Annotated in this window: 15 protein-coding genes; 3 read left to right on the top strand and 12 right to left on the bottom strand. The window is 73.2% G+C overall.

Going from position 1 to position 12,997, the window contains the following annotated elements:
- The 6 genes from GSF22_RS06850 to GSF22_RS06825 form a co-directional block, all read right to left on the bottom strand.
- Window positions 1–972, bottom strand: a 972-nt coding sequence (locus GSF22_RS06850) for a hydroxymethylglutaryl-CoA synthase family protein (RefSeq protein WP_208811972.1), incomplete at its 3' end; no start/stop codon positions are given.
- A gap of 17 nt (window positions 973–989) precedes the next feature.
- Window positions 990–1,781, bottom strand: a complete 792-nt coding sequence (locus GSF22_RS06845; protein WP_208811971.1) for an ABC transporter ATP-binding protein — start codon at window positions 1,779–1,781, stop codon at window positions 990–992.
- Window positions 1,778–2,671: an ABC transporter permease gene (locus tag GSF22_RS35610; RefSeq protein ID WP_208811969.1), complete on the bottom strand. Its 894-nt coding sequence runs from the start codon at window positions 2,669–2,671 to the stop codon at window positions 1,778–1,780. Before GSF22_RS35610 ends, GSF22_RS06845 begins: the two co-directional genes overlap by 4 nt.
- A gap of 5 nt (window positions 2,672–2,676) precedes the next feature.
- Window positions 2,677–3,600, bottom strand: coding sequence for an ABC transporter permease (locus GSF22_RS06835; protein WP_208811966.1), 924 nt, complete (start codon window positions 3,598–3,600; stop codon window positions 2,677–2,679).
- Window positions 3,597–4,442, bottom strand: coding sequence for an ABC transporter ATP-binding protein (locus GSF22_RS06830; protein WP_208811964.1), 846 nt, complete (start codon window positions 4,440–4,442; stop codon window positions 3,597–3,599). Before GSF22_RS06830 ends, GSF22_RS06835 begins: the two co-directional genes overlap by 4 nt.
- 2 nt (window positions 4,443–4,444) lie before the next feature.
- The gene (locus GSF22_RS06825) at window positions 4,445–5,971 is read right to left on the bottom strand and encodes an ABC transporter substrate-binding protein (protein ID WP_208811962.1); all 1,527 of its coding nucleotides are present in this window, start codon (window positions 5,969–5,971) and stop codon (window positions 4,445–4,447) included.
- Between the two features lie 190 nt (window positions 5,972–6,161).
- Between GSF22_RS06825 and GSF22_RS06820 the strand changes: the two genes are divergently transcribed.
- The 3 genes from GSF22_RS06820 to GSF22_RS06810 are packed head-to-tail and all read left to right on the top strand — an operon-like array spanning window position 6,162 to window position 8,225.
- Window positions 6,162–6,899 carry an enoyl-CoA hydratase/isomerase family protein gene (locus tag GSF22_RS06820; protein WP_208811960.1) on the top strand — a complete coding sequence of 246 codons (738 nt, stop codon included), beginning with the start codon at window positions 6,162–6,164 and terminating at the stop codon, window positions 6,897–6,899.
- Entirely contained in the window at window positions 6,896–7,705 is an 810-nt protein-coding gene (locus tag GSF22_RS06815) for a VOC family protein (RefSeq protein WP_208811958.1), read from the top strand. The genes GSF22_RS06820 and GSF22_RS06815 overlap by 4 nt, the downstream gene beginning before the upstream one ends.
- Before the next feature lie 4 nt (window positions 7,706–7,709).
- Window positions 7,710–8,225, top strand: coding sequence for a flavin reductase family protein (locus GSF22_RS06810; protein ID WP_208811955.1), 516 nt, complete (start codon window positions 7,710–7,712; stop codon window positions 8,223–8,225).
- 102 nt (window positions 8,226–8,327) lie between these two features.
- Here GSF22_RS06810 and GSF22_RS06805 read toward each other — a convergent pair whose 3' ends face one another.
- From GSF22_RS06805 to GSF22_RS06780, 6 genes are read right to left on the bottom strand one after another with little or no spacing between them, the layout of a single operon-like run.
- On the bottom strand, window positions 8,328–8,813 hold the full coding sequence (locus GSF22_RS06805; RefSeq protein ID WP_208811953.1) for a MaoC family dehydratase: 486 nt from the start codon (window positions 8,811–8,813) through the stop codon (window positions 8,328–8,330).
- Between the two features lie 56 nt (window positions 8,814–8,869).
- Entirely contained in the window at window positions 8,870–9,598 is a 729-nt protein-coding gene (locus GSF22_RS06800; RefSeq protein ID WP_208811951.1) for an enoyl-CoA hydratase/isomerase family protein, read from the bottom strand.
- Window positions 9,595–10,551, bottom strand: a complete 957-nt coding sequence (locus GSF22_RS06795) for a zinc-binding dehydrogenase (RefSeq protein ID WP_208811949.1) — start codon at window positions 10,549–10,551, stop codon at window positions 9,595–9,597. The genes GSF22_RS06800 and GSF22_RS06795 overlap by 4 nt, the downstream gene beginning before the upstream one ends.
- Window positions 10,548–11,258: a nitroreductase family protein gene (locus tag GSF22_RS06790; RefSeq protein ID WP_208811947.1), complete on the bottom strand. Its 711-nt coding sequence runs from the start codon at window positions 11,256–11,258 to the stop codon at window positions 10,548–10,550. Before GSF22_RS06790 ends, GSF22_RS06795 begins: the two co-directional genes overlap by 4 nt.
- Window positions 11,255–12,004 (bottom strand): nitroreductase family protein, encoded by a 750-nt coding sequence (locus GSF22_RS06785; RefSeq protein ID WP_208811945.1) that lies wholly within the window; start codon window positions 12,002–12,004, stop codon window positions 11,255–11,257. The genes GSF22_RS06790 and GSF22_RS06785 overlap by 4 nt, the downstream gene beginning before the upstream one ends.
- Entirely contained in the window at window positions 12,001–12,972 is a 972-nt protein-coding gene (locus GSF22_RS06780; RefSeq protein ID WP_208811943.1) for a nuclear transport factor 2 family protein, read from the bottom strand. The genes GSF22_RS06785 and GSF22_RS06780 overlap by 4 nt, the downstream gene beginning before the upstream one ends.
- Window positions 12,973–12,997: the final 25 nt, after the last annotated feature.

Raw genomic sequence — 12,997 nt, 5'->3', positions numbered from 1 at the left:
GGCCGGTCCCTGCACGTCCAGCAGGCCGCGCCAGCGCAGGTACCGCCCGTAGCCGACCGGCTGCCGCGCCGCGAGCTGGTCGCGGACGGACGGCCCGCCGCGTGCCGCGCGCACCTCGTCGCCGACCCGCAGGACGAACGCGTCGGCGCCCTCGGTGGCCGACACCAGCAGGATCGTCTGACCGGGCCCGGCCCGGTCGAGCGCGTCCGCCAGCAGCAGCCCCGGGTGTGCGGTGCCGGTGAAGCCGGTCTGCCGTTCGACCTCCGCGTCCGCCCCGGCGCCGCCGAGCGCCCGGCGCAGGGCCGCTGCGGCGCGCGGGTTCGACGAGGAGACGACGACGTGGTCGACGGTGTCGAGGGACGCCCCGGCCAGGGCGCGGCGGGCCGCGTCGCGGCCGGCGCCGACGAGGATCTCGGCGGTGAACCGTTCGTCCCAGACCCGGTCGTGCCCTTCCCCGGGCAGCCGCCACCGTTCCAGGACCTCGACGGTCCGGCCGGCCCGGGCGAGCAGCTCGGCGGCCCGCCGGCCACCGCCGACGAAGGCCGCTGCGGCGTCGCCCTGGGTCAGCTCGTCGGGGGCGCCGGGGCGGGTGGTCCGCAGGTCGGCCAGGGCGGCCACGGCGTCGGCCCGGAGCACCCCGTCCAGGGCGGACGCACCGGATCGCTGGCCGCGCAGGTCGACCGCGCTGACGCCCGGGTCGAGCCCGAGGGCCTCGTGCACCACCCCGGCCGAGGTCTTCGCCTCGTAGGGGGCGCTGGTGGTGGCGAGGAACAACTGCCGGCCGGCCGGGGTGTCGGCCGCGATGTGCCGCAACGCCTCGACGGCCATCGTGATGCTGTCCTCGTCGTACGCGGCGACGCTCCGGGTCGGGCCACCCGGGCGCGGTGGCCCGGTCACGTCGAGTCTGTTGTCGTCGAGCACGTACGCGGGGAGGTACGCCGCGTAGGCGTCGATGCCGGGCTGTTCGGGCATGTGTCGCAGGTTCTCCTTCAGCTCCAGGAGGGGATGGCGGCGAGCAGCCGCCGCGTGTACTCCTGCTGCGGTTGGTCCAGGACGTGCAGGGCGTCGCCCTGTTCGACGACCCGCCCGCCGCTCATCACCGCGATCCGGTCGCAGAGGTCGCTGGCGAGCATCAGGTCGTGGGTGACGAAGAGCAGGCCGATGCCGAGTTCGTCGACCAGGGTGCGGAACAGGCCGACGACCTTGGCCTGCGTGGTGACGTCCAGGGCGGTGGTGCACTCGTCGGCGATCACCAGCGACGGGCGGGTGACGACGGCGAGGCCGATGGCGGCCCGCTGGCGGAGCCCACCGGAGAGCTGGTGCGGGTAGCTGTCGAGGACGCGGGCCGGGTCGGTGATGCGCATCTGCTCCAGCACCTCCACCGAGCGCCGCTCGACCTCGGCCCGGCTGATGTCGCGGACGTGGCGGCGCAGCACCTCGGCGAGCTGGGTGCGGACCTTCATCAGCGGGTTCAACGACCGCGACGCGTCCTGGAAGACCATGCCGACGGTGCGGCCCCGCACCCGGTCGGTGCGGTCCACGCCGGGGGCCACCACCGGCTCGCCGGTGAACGCGACCGAACCCTGCTCGACGCGCACGTTGCGGTCCAGCAGCCCGACCACGCAGCGGGCGAGGGTGGTCTTGCCGCTGCCGGACTCCCCGACCACGCCGACGATCTGGCCGCCCCGGACCTCCAGGTCGACGCCGTCGAGCAGACGCAGGTCGCCGCCAGCCAGCCGCGCGGTGACGGACAGGTCCGAGATCTTCAACAGTGCGGTCACCGGCGCCTCTTCCGCGGGTCGTGGTGGGTCAGCAGCGCGTCCCCGAGCAGGTTCACCAGGAGCACCAGCAGGGTAATGGCGAGCCCGGGGAAGAAGGCGATCCACCAGGCCTGGCTCAGCTCGTCCTGGCCCGACGCCAGCATCGCGCCCCAGCTGTTCATCGGTGGCACCACGCCCAGGCCGAGGAAGCTCAGCGCGCTCTCGACCAGGATCGCCGTACCGACCTGGAGGGTGCCGAGGGCGACGATCGTGCCGGCGAGGTTGGGCAGTACGTGCCGCAGGACGATCCGCGCCTCGGACGCACCGGCCGCGCGCAGGCCGAGTACGAACTGCCGTTCCCGGATCGCCAGGGTCGCCGAGCGGGTGACCCGGGCGCACACCGCCCAGCCGGTCAGTGCCAGCACCAGGAACAGCACCGGCAACGAACTGCCCCGGTTCGAGATGATCGCGAGGGCGACCAGGATGAACGGCAGGGCGAGCTGGGCGTCGATGAGGATCGAGATGACTCGGTCGACCCCGCCCCGGAAGTAGCCGGCGAGCAGGCCCAGCAGCGTTCCGGGGCCGATGGCGACGAGCGCGCCGACCAGGCCGATCAGGATGGTCAGCCGGCCCGCCTCGACGAACTGGGTGAGCACGTCCTGACCGAGCTTGTCGGTGCCGAGGGGGTGTGCCCAGGTGCCGCCGCTGAGGAAGGCGGGCGGCTGGCGGGTCGCGGCCAGGTTCTGGCCGGGCTCGGGGAGCAGCCCGGTCAGCGGCAGCACGAACACCGCGACGGCGACCACCGCCAGCGGCAGGGCCAGCCAGAAGACCGGGGTACGCGCACGCCGGGTGGCCCGGCGCGGCGGTGCGGTCGCCGTACCGGGGGCGGGGTCGAGTTGGAGTTGGCTCACGACGGTCACCTCACCCTGGGGTCGACGATCGAGTGGACGACGTCAACGAGCAGGTTCAGCAGGACGAAGGTCAACGCACCGAAGACCACGATCGCCTGGACGAGCGGGAAGTCCCGGAACTGGATGGCCTGGAGGGCGAGCTGTCCGAGGCCGGGCCAGGAGTACACGTACTCGACCGCGACGGCACCGGAGAGCAGGATGCCGGTCTGGAGCACGACGATCGTCAGGATCGGCATCATGGCGTTCTTGAACGCGTGCCGCCACACCACCCGGCGGCTGGTGATCCCCCGGGCGCGGGCGGAGTCGATGTAGGGCTCGGCCAGGGCCTCGCTCATCGACGCCCGGGTGAGCCGGGCGATGTGCGCCATCGGGTACACCGACATGGTCAGGGCGGGCAGGATCAGGTGCTTCGGGGTGCCGGACTGTCCGGCGGGCAGCCAGCCGAGCTTCACCGCGAAGAGCACCACGAGCATCATGCCGAACCAGAACACCGGCACGGACTGCCCGAGCAGGGCGACGGTGGAGGCGGCCCGGTCCCACCAGGTGCCCTCCCGGGTCGCCGCGAGCACACCCAGGGGTACGCCGACGAGCAGGGCGAAGCCCATGCCGGCGGCGACCAGTTGCAGCGTGTACGGCAGCCGGTCGAGGATCATCGACGTGTTCGACTGGTAGAACTGCAACGACTGGCCGAGGTCGCCGGTGAAGACGCCCCGGAGGTAGTCGAGGTACTGCACGACCAGCGGCAGGTCGAGGCCGAGTTCCTGGCGGAGCGCCGCGCGCTGCTCGGGCGGCGCCATCGGCCCGAGGATGGTCGCGGTCGGGTCACCGGAGAGCCGGCCCAGCAGGAACGCCAGGCTGAGCGCGATGAGCAGGGAGGCGAACAGGGACGCCAGTCGGCTGCCGACCCGGCGGACCGTACCGGTCTTCATCGACGGGACCTCCATCGTGCTCCGGGCATCGCGGCGAGCAGTTCGCGGGTGTAGTCGTGCGCAGGGGTGACGAAGACCGTCTCGCAGGGGCCCGCCTCGACCACCCGGCCCCGGTGCATCACGTGCACCACGTCGCAGAGCGAACGGACGACGGCCAGGTCGTGGCTGATCATCAGCAGGGCCGCGCCGGTGGTCGTCCGGATCTCCCGGAGCAGGGCCAGCACGTCGGCCTGGACGGAGACGTCGAGACCGGAGGTGGGCTCGTCGGCCACGATGAGGCGCGGACGCATGAGCAGGGCGCGGGCGATGCAGACCCGTTGCGCCTGGCCGCCGGAGAGCTGGTGCGGGTAGCGGTCGAGGATCTCGGGGGCGAGCCGGACCCGGCCGAGCAGGTCGGTGTCGTCGATCCAGGAGGTGCGCCGGGGTTGCAGTGTCCGCAGCTCCCGCAGCCCGGACCGGACGGACTGCCGGGGGTCGAGCGACCCGTGCGGGTCCTGGAAGACCACCTGGACCTCGGGTCGCAGCCGGCGTAGCCGGGTACGGCTGATCGTGGACAGCGAGTGGCCGAGGAGTCGGATGTCGCCCTCACCCCGTGTCCCCAGCCCGGTCGCCGCCATCGCGAGGGTCGTCTTGCCGGAGCCGGACTCCCCGACGACGGCAACGCTCTCGCCGGCGTCGATACGCAGGGACACGTGGTCCACGGCGCGGAAGACCTCACCGGTGGTCCGGTTGCGGTGGTCGACGACGAGGTTGTCGACCACCAGTACGGAGGTGCCTGTTCCGGGGTCGCGGAGGTGCCGGGCGGCGTCGCCCGGCACCTCCGTCTGTACTGCGTCGGACATCGTCAGCGGGTCGTCTTCGTGAAGTCCACGGTGTTCAGCGGGCCGAACACCACGCCGGAGACACCAGGGCCGGTCGCGTAGTTGAAGACCTGCCGGTACAGCGGGACGTAGCAGTGCTTGTCGACCACGCCGATCGTGTTGAGCTGCTCGTAGATCGGGGCGGCCTGCTGGGCGTCGTTCTGTTCGAGGGCCTGCTGGGCGAGCTGGTCGATCTGCGGGTCGGGGCAGTTGCCGGTGATCGACTTCGTCTTCATGAACCCGCTGACGAAGTAGTCCGGCACGGCGACGTTCGGCACCCCGGCGAAGATCGAGATGCCGGGCACCTGACGGCCGATGATCCGCTTGACCAGCGTGCCGTAGTCGACCGGGACGTAGGTCACCTTGAAGCCGGCCTGTTCGAGGCTGCCGCCGACGGCCTGGGCGACCTCTTCGATGTTGGTGTACTGCGCCGCCGGGTAGGCGATCTGCACGGCCGGGGCGGCCCCGCCGACGAGTTCCTTGGCCTTCGCGGGGTCGGCGGTCACGCTCTGCGCCGGCTGCTGGCCGGGGCGGACGTTGAGCAGACCGGCGTCGGCCACGGCCTGACCGTCGAAGATGCCCTTGACGATCGCGTCCCGGTCGATGGCCAGGGCGGCGGCCTCGCGCAGCTTCGGGTCGTCGAAGGGTGCCTTCGTCGAGTCGAGGAACGCGATGATCTTCATCGCGGTCTCGGTGCTCACCACGTTCACGCCGGCCTTCTTGGCGGTGGCCGCCTGGGCGGGCGGCAGGTCGAAGGAGACGTCGACGCTCTTGCTCTGGATCAGCGCGAGCCGCTGCGCGGCCTCGTTGGCCCAGGTGAAGGTGATGCCGTCGTTGACCGCCTTGGTACCCCAGTAGTCGGGGTTCTTCTTGACCGAGATGTCCCGGCCGGCGTTCGCGCCCGCCCAGACGTACGGGCCGGTGCCGACGGGGGCGGCGGCGAAGCCCTCCGAGCCCTTCTCCTGGTAGTACTTCGGCGGCACCAGGTAGACCGTGGTGAGCAGGTCGGGGATGTTGTACTGCGGGGTCTTGGTCTTCACCACGACCGTGGTGGCGTCGGGTGCCTCGATCGCGCTGACGTTCGTGAAGTAGGACTTCAGCTGGGAGGCCGCGGCGTCCCGGGTGAGCTGGATGGTGTTCGCGACCGCCGCCGCGTCCGCCTTCTCGCCGTTGCTGAAGCTGATGTCGGGCCGGACCTTGAAGGTCCAGGTCGTCGCGTCGGTGCGGGTCCAGCTCGTCACCAGGCCGGTGTCGGTGGGGGCGAGGTTGTCGTCGGTGTCGATCAGGGTCTCGAGCATCGTCGCCCAGACGATCTGGGCGGAGCGCGCGCCGACGATCGGGTCGAGCGTCGCCGGTTGGGCGGCGAGCAGCGCCCGGACGGTCACCGCGCCGGACCGGCCGGTGTCCTCGGCGTCGGACCCACCGCACGCGGTGAGGCTGACGCTCGCGATGGCGAGGGCGGCGGCCAGCGCCAGGGGCCGCCGGGAGCGCAGGGTTTTCGTGATCATCATGGGGTGTCCTTCACAGCGATGGACCCGTCAGGTTGCGGTGTGAGCCGGCGGTGACGTTCGCCACAAAGTACCGACCAGCCGGTATCAAGTCAACGGGTCGAGCGGGTATCTCGTCCATGACGTTCGTGTGTCAAACCCCCGCCGGCCAGGGGCGTTGTATTCATACCGACCGGTATGTATGATCCGCCTCGTGACCATCACACTCACCCATGGGCACGAGGGACGCGTGGCCCGCGTCCGCTACGACAACGCGGCACGCGGCAACTGCTTCGACGACACCACCCTCCGGGAACTCGTCGACACCCTGGAGACCGCCGCAGCGGACGGGACCTGCGCGGTCATCCGCCTCGACATGGCCGGCCGGCACTTCTGCGGCGGTTGGGACACCTCGTCCTTCGCCCGGCTGGCCGACGCGACGCAGGAGACGGTCTCCGCCGGCCTGCGCGACAGCGACGCCGCGCTGCACCGGATCAGGCAGCTCCCGGTACCCGTCGTCGCCGCCGTGCGGGGACAGGTCATCGGATTCGGTGCCGGCCTGCTCGGCGCGGTACACCTGCCGGTCGCCGCCGCGGACGCCCGGCTGTCGCTCCCGGAGGCCCGCTACGGCTTCGCCCCCGCCGGGGTCGGCCACCTGATCGCCCGGACCCTGCCCCGGCCGCACGCGTACCACCTGCTCACCGGCGCGGCGACCGCGACCGCCGCCCAACTGCTCGCCTGGGGCCTGGTCGTCCGGGTGGTCCCCGACACCTACCTCGACCGCGAGGTGGACGACCTCGTCGACTCGCTCCTCGCCGTACCGCACGGCACGTTGCGGGCGGTGGTCGAGGTCGTCGAGTCGAGCCTCGCCACCGGGTCCCCCGCCCACGCGTACGACGTCTCGGCGCGCACGATCGTGGCGGGCCGGACCGCCCCGGTGGTGTCCGGATGAGCCGGCCGTTCCGGCCCGGCGAGGCCGTCTGGGTCGAACTCTGCACACCGGATCCCGGGCGGGCCGAGACGTTCTACCGGTCGTTGCTCGGCTGGACCGTCCGCGCCGAACGGCTCGGCGCCACGACCTACCGGATGTGCAGCGTCGACGGGCGCGACGTCGCCGGCATCTCCGACGCCACCGCCCTGCACGGGGGCCGCCCCCGGGGCTGGCTCACCTACTTCGCGGTCGACGACGTGGCCCGGTCCGCGCAGCAGGCGGTCGCGCTCGGCGGCGAACTGGTCACCCCGCCGCGCTACCTGCCCGCAGCCGGCACCGGTGCGGCCGTCGTCGACCCCTTCGGCGCCGCCTTCGGCCTCTACCAGGGCGAGTCCCGCGCCGGGGTCCAGGCACTCAACTCGGTCGGCGCGCTGTGCTGGAACGAGCTGGACACCGGGGAGCCCGACCGGTCGGTGGCCTACTACCGGTCCCTGTTCGGCTACACCGTCCGGCAGCGCACCGACACGCCGACCGGCCGCCCCTACACGCTGCTGATGCTCGGGGACGTACCGGTCGCCGGGGTCCTCGAACTGGACAACGCCTGGCCCAACCTCATCCCGTCGAAGTGGATCACCTACTTCGCCGTCGCGTCCCTCGACGACGCGCTCGGCCGGGTCCGCGACCTGGGCGGTACGCCGACCGTCGGACCCGTCGCCAGCCCGCACGGACGCCTGCACCTGGTGAAGGACCCCGGCGGGCACACGCTGTGCCTCATCCAGCTCCAGGACGGACTCCGTCCCCACCCGACCCCTGCGACCCGGCGGTGAACCGATGATGGCCGAGCCCCTGTTCGACTCCGCCGCGTTCCGCCAGGTCTGCGGGCACTTCCCCACCGGGGTCACCGCCGTGACCGCGGTGACCGGCGACGGCACCGTCGCCGCGCTGACGGTGAACTCGTTCACCTCGGTGTCGCTCCGGCCGCCGAAGGTGCTGTTCTGCGTCACCAGCCTCTCGTCGAGCTATCCGACCCTGCTGGCGTCCGACCGCATCGCGATCCACATCCTCAGCCAGAGTCAGGAAGACGTGGCCCGACGGTTCGCGACCTCCGGCCTGTCCGGCGCCGAACGGCTCGACGGCGTGTCCTGGGTGCCCGGCCCGGACGGCGTCCCGCTGCTGCCCGGCACACCGGCGGTCCTCGCCGGACGCCGCGACGAGGTGATCACCAGCGGCGACCACGTGATCATCCTGCTGGACGTCGACCACGTGCACCTGCAACCGACGAACGTGCCGGCGCTGTCGTTCTACCGGGGCCGGTTCGTCGCACCGTCCGACGCGCCCACGGAGTAGGAGCGACCGGCAACAGGGCGGCGGATCCGCCGGGGCCCGGCGCGACCGGCGACCGGTCGGGTCCGCCGGCGCCGGACGCGGCCGGCGGACCCGCCGCCCGGCTCAGTCGTGGTACCGGAACAGGATCTCCGCCACGCAGCAGGGCTGCGAGTCCGCCGCGAACTCCACCGCCACCGACGCCTTGGCCTGCACACCCGCCGGACCGTCCCCGGCGGGGACGATCGGCTTCGCCGAGACGAGCCGCGCGGTGCCCTGGATCTCGACACCCGGCGGCAACGGCCGGACGAACCGGACCCGGTCCAGTCCGTAGTTGACCCCCATCGAGAACGTCTCCACGACGAGAATGTCCGCCAGCAGCCGCGGTACCAGCGCCAGGGTCAGGAACCCGTGCACGACCGTGGTGCCGAACGGCCCGGACCGGGCCCGCTCGACGTCGACGTGGATCCACTGGTGGTCCCCGGTGACGTCGGCGAACCGGTCCACCTGCTCCTGGGTCACCACCTGGGGCTCGCTGGCGCCCAGGTCCTGGCCCACCAGGTCCAGCAGGTCGCTCGGGGTACGCACGGTCGTCCGCGTGGCGGTCCGCATGTCGGGTCACTCCGTTCGGGGTCGTCGGTCGAGGGTTTCGCGGGGTCGGACGGGGGCTACGGCACGCGCCGGTCGGCCGCCTGGTCCGCGAGGTGCGCGGTGAGGGTCTCCCACTCCCGTGCCCAGGCGGCCCCGTCGACGGCGGGTCGGGCCAGGTGCAGCATGCGGCGGACCGCCGGAGCGTCCAGGGCCGCGAGGGTGGCCGTCAGCGTGTCGACGTGCGCGACGAGGTCGGCGTCGGCGACCACCTCACTGACCAGGCCCCGCCGGGCGGCCTCGCCGGCCGACCAGGTCTCGCCGGTGACGAGCAGGCGCCGGGCCAGCGTCGGACCGACGGCGAGCGGCAGCAGCACGCTGGAGCCCCACCCGGGGACCTGGCCGACGGCGATGTGCCGGTCGCCGACCCGGGCGCTGTCGGCGGCGACGGCGATGTCGCAGGCCAGCAGCAGTTCGAGCCCGCCGCCGAAGGCCGCCCCGTTGACCGCGGCGACGGTGGGCACCCCGACCGTCCCGATCCGGCGGACCAGGCGGCGGCCCCGGTCGAGGAGGGCCCGCAGCGCGGGTGGGTCGCCGAGCAGACCCCTGGCCTCCGCGAGGTCCGCCCCGGCGCAGAAGCTCCGTCCGGTCCCGGTGAGCACGAGCGCCCGTACCCCGGGGTCGTCCGCCCCGGCGAGCCACTGTTCGAGACCGGTCAGCACCGCACTGTCGCAGGCGTTGCCGGCGCCGGGCCGGTCGATGCGGGCCCAGAGGGCGGGCCCGCGCCGGGTGACGACCACGGGGCTCACGTGATGCTCACGCAGAGCTTGCCGAACGCGGTACCGGCGAGCATCCGGCCGGCCTGGACCCGGATGTCGGCCAGGTCGACGGTGCTGTCGACGGTGGGCCGGATGCGGTGGGTGTCGACGAATGCGACGAGGGCCCGGAACTCGTCGAGGGTACCCATGGTCGACCCGTGGACGGTGATCTCCCGGGCGAACAGGCGCGGCAGGTCCAGTTGGGCGGTGAAGCCGCTCGTGCCGCCGCAGACGACGATGGTGCCGCCGGCCCGGGTGGAGCGCACCGAGTGCGCGAAGGTCGCCGGGCCGACGGTCTCCACGACGACGTCGGCGAGTTCCGGTACCCGCGCGTCGCTGTCCAGGGCGACGGTGGCGCCGAGGGCGAGGGCCCGTTCGCGTTTGGCCGGGGAGCGGGAGGTGACGACGACGGTGGCGCCGGCCGCCACGGCGAGGCCGACCGCGGCGGTCGCGACTCCGCCGCCCGCGCCCTGCACGAGCACGACCTGCCCGGGGGCCACCGCGGCCCGGGTGAACAGCATCCGGTACGCGGTCAGCCAGGCCGTGGGCAGGCACGCCGCCTCGGCCCAGGTCAGGTCGGCCGGTTTGGGTACCAGGTGGTGTGCCGGGACGACGACGTGCTCGGCGAGGACGCCGTGCCCGGCGTCCGGGAGCAGGGTGGCGTGCGGGACCGTCCGGCCGTTCGGGGCGATGGGCAGCACCGGGTAGACGACGACGTCCCGACCGTCGGCGACCCCGGCGGCGTCACTGCCGATGACGTGCGGCCCGGCCTGCCGTCGGGTACCCACGCCGCGCAGTGTCCAGAGGTCGTGCATGTTGAGCGCACCGGCCCGGACGTCGACGCGTACCCAGTCGGGCGGTGTGGCCGGGGCGGGAAGGTCGCCGACCGTGATGGCGTCGACCGGGTTGTCGGCGGAGGGCTCGACGAGGTAGGCGGCTCTCATGCCGACGCCGATCCGGCCGGCTCGGTGGGTCCGTTCCAGAACGCCACGTCCGCCAGGTCGGCGCGGGCCGCCGGGCGGAAGTCGAGGCCCCGGGTGTACGCGACCGGGATCAGGGTGACCGGTCGCCACCCGGCGGGCAGGCCGAGGACCGCCTGCACCCCGCTGGCCTTGTGGGCCAGGGCGGTGGCCAGTACGGAGCCCAGCCCCCGGGAGCGCAGCGCGAGTTGGAAGGACCAGGCGAACGGGAAGATCGAGCCGTAGTAGCCCGAGGCGGTACCGCCGACCGGCCGGGTGGGGACGGGCTTGGTGCTGCACAGCACGACCAGCACGGGTACCTGGTCGAGGTGGTCGACGAGGTACTTCACCGCGTTGAGGACCCGGGTCTGGCGCGCCTGCGACGCGGCGTCGGGGCGCACGGTCGGCGAGAGTCGGGTGGTGGTGGCCGCCTCGCCGCTGCCGAGCGGACCCTCGACGGTCTGGTACCAGACCTCGCGGTACAGCTCGGCCAGCTTCCGTTTCAGGGTGGGGTCGTCGACCGCGACGGCCCGCCAGTCCTCCAGGTTGGAGCCCATCGGCGCCTGCTGGGCGAGGCGGAGGCACTCCTCGACGACGGCGCGGCCGACCGGCCGGTCGAGGTCCAGGCGGTGGCGTACGGCGCGGGTGGTGGTCAGTACCTCGTCGATGTCGGTGATCACTGCGGTGGTCATGCGGGGTCCTCCCCCGTGAGGCGGTCGACGGGCTTGTCCTGGTAGGGGAACGGTGTTCCCCAGTGGTCGAGGTAGGTGACGGCGTTGACCGGCCGGCGGGCCGCGACCCGGAAGTCGGTGCCGAGGGTGTAGGCGACCGGGAGCAGGGTGATCTGGAGGGCGTCGGCGGGGATGCCGAGCAGCGCGGCGGCGGTGGCGGCGTGGTGCAGGTGCAGGGTCGTGATGACGGTGCCGAGGCCACGGGCCCGCAGGGCCAGGTTGAACTGCCAGATCGCCGGGTAGAGCGAGCCGTAGAGGGCGGAGTTCGTGCCGGGTCCGCCGGTGGCCGGGTTGGGGCGGGTGGCGCAGGGGATGACCAGGTACGGCGCCCGGCCGATGTGCTCCGCCAGGTGCGCGGCACCGCGCAGGATGCGCGCGGTGCGGGCGCTGACGGCGCCGTACGCGTCGACGCCACCGAGGCGGCCCCGGACGCTGCTGCTCTCGGCACCGGCGGCGCTGTGCAGGGGCCGGTGCACGTGTTCCTGGTACGCCGCGTGGTAGAGCCGGGCGAGTTCGGCCTTGCGGGCCGGGTCGGCGACGACGAGCCAGCGCCAGTCCTCGGCGGCGCCGCCGGTCGGCGCCTGGAGCGCGAGTTGGAGGCACTCGCCGACGACGTCGATCGGTACGGGGCGGTCGTAGTCGAGGCGGAGCCGGACGGACCGGGTGGTGGTCAGGACGTGGTTCAGGTCGGTGAACGGCAGGGTCATCGGCCGGCCTCCGCGTCGAGGCCCATCAGGTCGGCGAGGTGCAGGGTGTCGCAGTACTCGCGGACCGCGGCGATGCCGTCGGGTTGGACGTCGACGATCCAGAGGTAGCGGTTCTGGTACCGGGAGCCGTCGGCGAGGACGGCGTCGCCGCTGGCCTCGACGGCGACGAGGGTGTCGTCGGCGAGCCAGCGGTGCGGGGTGACCGTGACGGCGGTCGACCGGTACGCGCCGGTGGCCAGCCGGGCCCGCATCGCGGCGAGCTTCGCGGCGATGGTGACGGTGCCGTGCAACGGGCCGTCGGCGGTGGCGTCGGCCCGCCCGGGCAGGCGGCCCCGCCGGCGGTCCCGGCCGGAGTCGGTCCACCAGGTGGCGTCGGCGGTGCAGAGGGCGCCGAAGGCGTCCAGGTCGCCCCGGGCCAGGGCCGGCCAGAGGGCCAGCGCGGTCGCCACTGCTGGTGGATGCTCACCGGGGTCGGGCGTACGGCGGGCCGGCGGGTCGTCGAGGGTGCTGCGGGGTACGGCGGCACCGCCGCCGACGACCTGCTGGGCGTGGATCGTGTCGAGGTACTCGCGCACCGAGACGATCGCCCCGGCCGGGTCGACGTCGAAGACGAAGCCGTAGCGGTTGGCGTATTCGAGTCCGCTGGCGTGCACGCCGTACCCCTCGACCTCGATGACGCACGTGTCGTCACCGGCGACGACGCGGCGCGGGATCTGCCGGCAGCCGGTCGGGAACGCGGCGGGACCGAGGGCCCGCATCAGGGCGAGCTTGTCGTCCATCCGCATGACGCCGTGCAGCGGGAAACGACCGCTGCCGTGCGGGGCGAGATCCGGGTCACCGCCCCGGCGGTCCGGGCCGGTGTCGACCCACCAGGTCGCGCCGGGGGCGCAGAGGCGGGCCAGGGTGCCGAGGCTTCCCCGGTCGAGCGCGGAGATGAAGTCCATCCCCGCCCGGACGGCGCGTGTCACGTGGCCCCCTACATACCGACTGGAA

The sequence above is a fragment of the Micromonospora echinofusca genome, assembly GCF_017614955.1.
GTDB lineage: Bacteria > Actinomycetota > Actinomycetes > Mycobacteriales > Micromonosporaceae > Micromonospora > Micromonospora echinofusca_A.
This window is presented reverse-complemented; position numbering and strand designations above follow the sequence as displayed.

Excerpts from the sequence above, each read along its gene's own strand:
- GSF22_RS06805 (WP_208811953.1), bottom strand. The coding sequence starts at position 8,813 with ATGCGGACCGCCACGCGGACGACCGTGCGTACCCCGAGCGACCTGCTG.
- GSF22_RS06835 (WP_208811966.1), bottom strand. The coding sequence starts at position 3,600 with ATGAAGACCGGTACGGTCCGCCGGGTCGGCAGCCGACTGGCGTCCCTG.
- GSF22_RS06825 (WP_208811962.1), bottom strand. The coding sequence starts at position 5,971 with ATGATGATCACGAAAACCCTGCGCTCCCGGCGGCCCCTGGCGCTGGCC.
- GSF22_RS06810 (WP_208811955.1), top strand. The coding sequence starts at position 7,710 with ATGATGGCCGAGCCCCTGTTCGACTCCGCCGCGTTCCGCCAGGTCTGC.
- GSF22_RS06790 (WP_208811947.1), bottom strand. The coding sequence starts at position 11,258 with ATGACCACCGCAGTGATCACCGACATCGACGAGGTACTGACCACCACC.
- GSF22_RS06785 (WP_208811945.1), bottom strand. The coding sequence starts at position 12,004 with ATGACCCTGCCGTTCACCGACCTGAACCACGTCCTGACCACCACCCGG.
- GSF22_RS06795 (WP_208811949.1), bottom strand. The coding sequence starts at position 10,551 with ATGAGAGCCGCCTACCTCGTCGAGCCCTCCGCCGACAACCCGGTCGAC.
- GSF22_RS06815 (WP_208811958.1), top strand. The coding sequence starts at position 6,896 with ATGAGCCGGCCGTTCCGGCCCGGCGAGGCCGTCTGGGTCGAACTCTGC.
- GSF22_RS06830 (WP_208811964.1), bottom strand. The coding sequence starts at position 4,442 with ATGTCCGACGCAGTACAGACGGAGGTGCCGGGCGACGCCGCCCGGCAC.